This window comes from bacterium, from assembly GCA_035419245.1.
Classification (GTDB): domain Bacteria; phylum Zhuqueibacterota; class Zhuqueibacteria; order Residuimicrobiales; family Residuimicrobiaceae; genus JAKPUX01.
On the sequence record DAOLSP010000006.1, the window covers coordinates 188,774 to 194,773 of the forward strand.

The 6,000-nt window shown below is 58.4% G+C and carries 3 protein-coding genes and 1 pseudogene; 1 reads left to right on the forward strand and 3 read right to left on the reverse strand.

Going from position 1 to position 6,000, the window contains the following annotated elements; genetic code table 11:
- Positions 1 to 236 precede the first annotated feature (236 nt).
- A complete protein-coding gene (locus PLH32_10355; protein HQJ65001.1) occupies positions 237 to 3,740 on the forward strand; it encodes an FG-GAP-like repeat-containing protein in 3,504 nt (1,167 codons plus the stop codon).
- A gap of 104 nt (positions 3,741 to 3,844) precedes the next feature.
- Here the strand turns inward: PLH32_10355 and PLH32_10360 are convergent, their stop codons facing one another.
- From PLH32_10360 to PLH32_10370, 3 genes and pseudogenes are all read right to left on the reverse strand, one after another.
- Positions 3,845 to 4,081, reverse strand: a complete 237-nt coding sequence (locus PLH32_10360) for a hypothetical protein (GenBank protein HQJ65002.1) — start codon at positions 4,079 to 4,081, stop codon at positions 3,845 to 3,847.
- A gap of 169 nt (positions 4,082 to 4,250) precedes the next feature.
- Positions 4,251 to 4,577, reverse strand: a complete 327-nt coding sequence (locus PLH32_10365; GenBank protein ID HQJ65003.1) for a recombinase family protein — start codon at positions 4,575 to 4,577, stop codon at positions 4,251 to 4,253.
- 589 nt (positions 4,578 to 5,166) lie between these two features.
- Positions 5,167 to 5,274 (reverse strand): annotated as a pseudogene (locus tag PLH32_10370) (alpha-amylase family glycosyl hydrolase).
- Positions 5,275 to 6,000 lie beyond the last annotated feature (726 nt).

The following is a 6,000-nucleotide window of genomic DNA, read 5'->3' on the forward strand; positions in this document are numbered from 1 at the left end:
CCCGCCCAGGTAAACTCCGCGGCTCTCCGCTGTCCCGGATTTCGGGGCGGCGAAAACGCTTCTCACCCCTCACCCGGCCATGTGATCCCCCGCACAAGGCGGTAACTCTCCTGTACGCAACTTGCGGCTGTGCCTGTATGTAATAACACCAGCACACCACTCCTGCCTCAGGGCTTCAGACCGGGTGCAGTCGTGAATTCATTTTATCAATTCTAAAATATGCGGGAGACCCCATCATGCAGTGTAAACGATCCAAAAATATACTCCCGATAGTTCTCTGGATGTTTATCCTCCTGGCACTGCCGCTTTATGGACAGCCCTGGCACACCCAGGTGCTCTATCATGATAATCTCGACAACCCTAACTCCAAAGCCATCGGTACAATGCAGAACACGGACGGGGTCTTTATTTCGGGCAAGGGCTGGCAGGCCGTCGCCTCCACCAGTAAACTTTTCATTACCCTGCCCGCTGAACTGCCCTGGGAGGGTTCGCTTGAGGTCGACGTGACCAATTTTGACCCCGCGGAGCAGGCGGATGATCCAGAGATCAAGTATCACTGCATCAACATCTGGTCACGGCCGGAGGCGGACAAGGATGCTTATGAGACCCAGGCCTCCTGGACCCAGATCCGCACCTCCGGACATGACAAGTACAGTGACGGTGACGGGCGCGCGGGCTTTAAATGGCTCACCCAGACCCATGGCTCGGGGGATGACTCCCGCGAGGAGGACTATTACCTCTTGAACAAGGATTGGGACAAATCCAAAACCTACACTTTTCGTATCGTCTGGACTGCCGACAGGGCCTTTCTCTACCTGAACAATGTCCTTCTTGGCGACTACTACAGAAACCGGACCTACCATAACTTTTCCGGCCGACTGGAACCCTTCCGCTATATCTTCCTCGGCAAGGAGAACCTGATTTGGGGGTATGAAGCCCAGATCGGTCCGATCTATTCCAATTTGACCATCTATGGACCGGACGGCAGCACTCCTCCTCCTCCACCGCCACCCCCCGATACCACCGAAGTGCCTGATCCCTCGGGCAAGGGCTTTACCGATGTGACTGCCTATTCCCTCACCGGCGGCTATTCCTCCTCGGGCTACGGTCAGGGCAGCTCCTTTGGTGATCTGGACAAGGACGGCCGGATCGACCTTTTCGTCAGCAACGGCACCAGCTACGGCCCCATGCCTGACCTGCTCTACATGAACGAGGGGGATGGAACCTTTAGCGAAGAAGCTGCCGCACGCGGAACGATCAGCCGGGGATTGACCAAAGCGATCCTGCTGGCTGACCTCGACAATGACGCGGATCTGGACGCCTTTTTCGGGAATGTCCCCCTCGCAGCGGGCGATCCGGCCGGCATCAACGCCCTCTATCTCAACAATGGCGACGGCTTTTTCAACGAGAGCGGTGCGGCGGCCGGCCTGCGGCAGACGGTGAGAACATCCAACGGCAGCGTGGCTTTCGATATGGAGGGGGATGGCGATCTCGATCTCTTCATCGTCAACTCCGGTGAGTTCAACGAACTCTATGAGAATGACGGCAACGGCCACTTTACCCTCGTGTTGCGCGGGGTCGAGGGAAGCGTAGAGGATACCCAATTTGTCGGGCGTCAGGGCGCAACCTCCGGCGATATCGACAATGACGGCGATATCGACCTCTATATCTGCCGGCGTCAGGAATCGACCAGTCAGCCGGCGCCCAACTGGCTCTTCATCAATGACGGACAAGGCCACTTCACAGAAGAGGCGGCGTCGCGCGGAGCCGCAATCGACGGCCGCTCCCACGGCGCCACTTTCGCGGATATTGACAATGACGGCGATCTCGACCTCTTCGTCGTCAACTATCTTCTGACCTCAGGAAATGTGCCCCTGCTCAACGTCCTGATCAACGACGGCACCGGTCACTTCATCGACCGCTCGTCGACCTACAATCTGCCTGTCAGCGGCTATACCGCTGCCTTTGGCGATATGGACAACGATGCTGACCTCGATCTGCTTCTTCTGCGTAATGGCGAAAAAGATGCCGGCGCCAAACCGCAGCTCTTCTGGAACGACGGCAGCGGGAGATTCACCCTCGCCGAAAACTGCGGCGTGGAGGTCTCGGCCGCTGATGCGCGCAGCGCGGCGCTGGCCGATGTGGACCAGGACGGCGATCTCGACATCTATATGGCCTGCGCCAAAGGGGCTAACCATCTCGTACGCAATGACCTCGACAACGGTTATAACTGGATCGATATCCTTTGCACTGGCCCTGGCGGCGATCTGGGCGGCATCGGCTCGAAAGTGATCCTCTATGAAGCGGGCCACCTCGGCGAAGCCGGATTTATCATCGGCTACCAGGAGGTGGGCAGCCAGTTCGGCTATATGAGCCAGAACCCGGTCCTGCTCCATTTCGGGCTCGGCACCCGCGCCACCTGCGACGTTCGCGTCATCCTGACCGATAAGCAGACGATCGATATCGAAGGCGCGGCCGCCCGCCAGCTTTTACAGCCTGCGGCCGCGGAGCCGGCACGCATCCCGACCATGAGCAAGGGGTCGGGCGACGGTCAGGTTCTCACTCCAGGCCAGGAGTTTGCGAATGATTTCACCGCCCGCATCATGGATCAGCACGGTCTTCCGTTCGTCAACCAACCGGTTCTCTTTGAGGTGCTCGAGGGAGGAGGCCACCTTCGCGGTAAGACGCGTCTGGAAATCTTTTCCGACGATGAGGGTTATGCCAGCGTCCACTGGACCCCCGGCCCCTACAAGGGGGTTGCCAATCTTCTCAAGGCCTCCGCATGGCTGGACGGCGCAGAGATCGCCGGATCACCGCTCACTTTCTTCTACCCGGCCGCCGACCTGAGCGCGATTTTCTCGAGTGTCATTGCCTCCTCGCCCATCTATGGAGACGGGAGCGCCAAGTCGGATATCGTCGCTACCCTGCGCAACAGCAGCGGCCAGCCCCTCGGCGCGGGCTATACGGTCGAACTGTTTGCGAGCGGCAGCGGTTATGTTCTGAGTGTCGCCGATACCCTGACCGATGCCCAGGGCCGCGTCATGGCCACCCTTTCAGCTTCGCAGCCGGGCGAATACGTCGTTCATGCCCGGGTCAAGGGGATCGGCAGCACCCTGGCCGACAGCGCGGTGGTCACAGCCCTGCCGGTGGTGGTGCCCAATCAGCCGCCGCAGATTTACACCTATTTCCCGACCGAGAATCCGGTTTACGGCCAGTACTACACTCCCCTCCGTTTCGCGCTGACGACTGTCCACGACGCTGACGGCGATTCCCTGCACTACCTCTGGCGGATCAATGATGTCGTCGCCTCCACAGACAGCCAGATGATACTCTATCCGACGATCGAGATGGGACAGGTCTATTTGGTCACCGCTCTGGTGATGGACAAGGAGGACACCGCCCGCGTCGATTGGCGGGTGCTGGTCGCTCTCACCGGAGTGGAGGAGGAAGCCGCTTTTCCCACCGCTCTGCGCCTGCAGCAAAACTATCCCAACCCATTCAACCCCTCTACTACTATTACAGTCGAGGTGCCGGAGGCGATGGAGGCCAGCCTTGCGATCTTTAACAGCCGCGGGCAGAGGGTGCGCCTGCTCCAACAGGGTCTCCTTGCCCCAGGGGTGATAAGCTGGAATTGGGATGCCCGGGATGACTCCGGGCATCCTCTGCCGAGCGGGATATACCACGCTGTGTTGCGGAGAGGGCAGGAGGTGCAAATCCGCCGGTTGCTCTTTATGAAATAACGCTGCCGTGTGTCCTGAAAACAAAAAAGCCGGGTTCTTCGCCCGGCTTTTTTAATACGCCGAATACACTGCGCGGCGTCGGCTGATCTCGGTGCTGTGCCGGGTTAACGAGGACGACGGAATTCCGGCCTCCGTAGGGATTCCAGCTCAGTCTCGGCCCCAGCGGGACCGGCGATCCAGAATTTGCCATTACAGGAGAAAAAATAGACGTGGGGATTCTCCTGGGCGAGGCCGGGCAGCCCGTTGAGTTCACGCTCGGGGCTGCGTTGTTCGGTTTTCAGTTCCGCCATACGTTTGCCGTACTCTACCCGAACCTTTGCTGCCGCTCCACCGTGAAGCATCCTACACTCGCTGCCAAAGATCGATGTCGACGATCCCATTCTGTTCGCCGCTGCAGATGGTTCCCTTGTAGTCGACCTTGCCGGAGTAGATCACGTTGGTTAGGAGCCGGAAGAGGCTGTTCTTGGAGAAAGGCTATCCGCCGCGCTCCCGACCCTTCTTGGTGGTCCACTACTTGTTTTTCCAGCCGCGCCGTTCGATTTCCTGAACGACAGGGATCAAGGCTTTGTGTTCCAGGCAGAGCGGGGATATCCCCCGAACCGGCACTGAGCCGCCCTCGTTGACGATCAGCCTTCCGCTTTTCGGGTTCACGTCATATCTGAGAACCGGCATTCCACCGACCCACTCGCCCTTGCGCCGGGCGGCGAATATTTTGTCGCGGGTGCGCTCCAAGACGATCTCCCGCTCGAACCGGGCAAGGGATAAAAGGATGTTCAAGGTGAGACGCCCAATGGAACAGGTTGTGTTGAACTGCTGGGTGACCGAGACGAAGCGCACGGAGTGCTTCTCGAAGAGCTCCAATGCGCAGGCAGGTAAAGTCCAGAAGGGACCGGCTCAGCTGATCCACCTTGTAGACCAGCACGCAATCAAATTCGCCCGCCCCGATGCCAGCAATGAGCCGCATGAGGGCTGGCCGCTCCAATGGCGATGCCGAAGAAATTGAACGTCACCCTCCGTAATCCGATCGTCTCTGCAGGCGCGGGCGGGAAAAAGCTATCCCGATGCCGCTCCAGGCGTTCATATCGTCCATAGCGCAGGATATTCTACGTACTTCTCAAGCGCAACAGCGCCTTGTAGGTGCGCAGGATCGAATCGTCTCGCGCCAGGCACTTCAGGACATTCACCTCCGGATACTCTTCATGCAGCTTGATCCAGGGCGTGCCGGTGGTAAATCCGGCCTGGGGACTGTCATCCCATTTGATCGGGCTGCGGGAGCGCTAGCGGTTATGCGTCCTGGCGCATTGAAGATTTCCGCCCGCCAGCCGGCCTATGAGCCGGGGATAATCATGGCTCCCGGAAAAGAGCGTCGGAAGATCGCTCATGTTCTCTTCCATGCGCTTATCCATTTGGACGATTGCAGAAGCAGAGTGAGCCAAATCCCTTTGATGCTCAGGTCATGCAGGTAATCCAGCCTGGAGGTCATTCCCGCGAAATCACTGCAGCCGTCACCATCGCTGTCCTCAAAGAAAGGCATGTAGATCTGATAAAACACAGCTTCCCGCCGCCAGGATGAGGGGCTTTCCCCTGCCCCGGTGTGAAGTGCAGCTTCGCGCCTGTTTTTTTGCCATAATTCTCCCCTTTTCCTCTTTGCCGGCAAATTGGCCAGTTCCGCGCCGGGAATCGAGTATAATAGCCAAATTCGCAACAGGGCAGCGATGCTCTGGACTTGATTTCCGGTAATGACACCGACTCGTGCGTGGTCGTGGTGGTGCGGACGAAGCGAAGGAAGCATTTTATTCTGCAAATAGCACTCAGAGCAGAAGGATGCATTTAATCCAGGCTTTCTCAGGACGGGGCCAGGCCGGACCCCTTCCGGAAAACGAAATAAAGAGATGCACGCGATCATGGCAGAGCACTGTTCAGTAGAGGCGGAGCATTCGCGAAAGGTCCTGAGGTGAGCTGCCCGAGATATCTTCCCGGCCTGGTTCTGATGGCCCCCCAGGATATGCTCTTCGATGCAGGATTTCCACAATCCCTGAAGATCAATTTCTCACCCTCACCCCGCCTGGTGTCTCGCTGGCATGAATAGCAGCATCTCCACACTCTTGCTCCCACCCCGCTGGCGTTGTATGGGTATAAAGAGCAACGCCCCCTTGATCTCCGATCAAGGGGGCGTTGTTTTTGCGGGAATGTGTGGGAATCGAACCCACCCGAGACGTCGCCGCCTCACAACGGATTTGAAGTCCGCGGGCGCCACCAG

Bases quoted from the DNA above. Each gene is read 5' to 3' on its own strand.
- PLH32_10360 (HQJ65002.1), bottom strand. From the start codon at position 4,081: ATGCTTCACGGTGGAGCGGCAGCAAAGGTTCGGGTAGAGTACGGCAAA.
- PLH32_10355 (HQJ65001.1), top strand. From the start codon at position 237: ATGCAGTGTAAACGATCCAAAAATATACTCCCGATAGTTCTCTGGATG.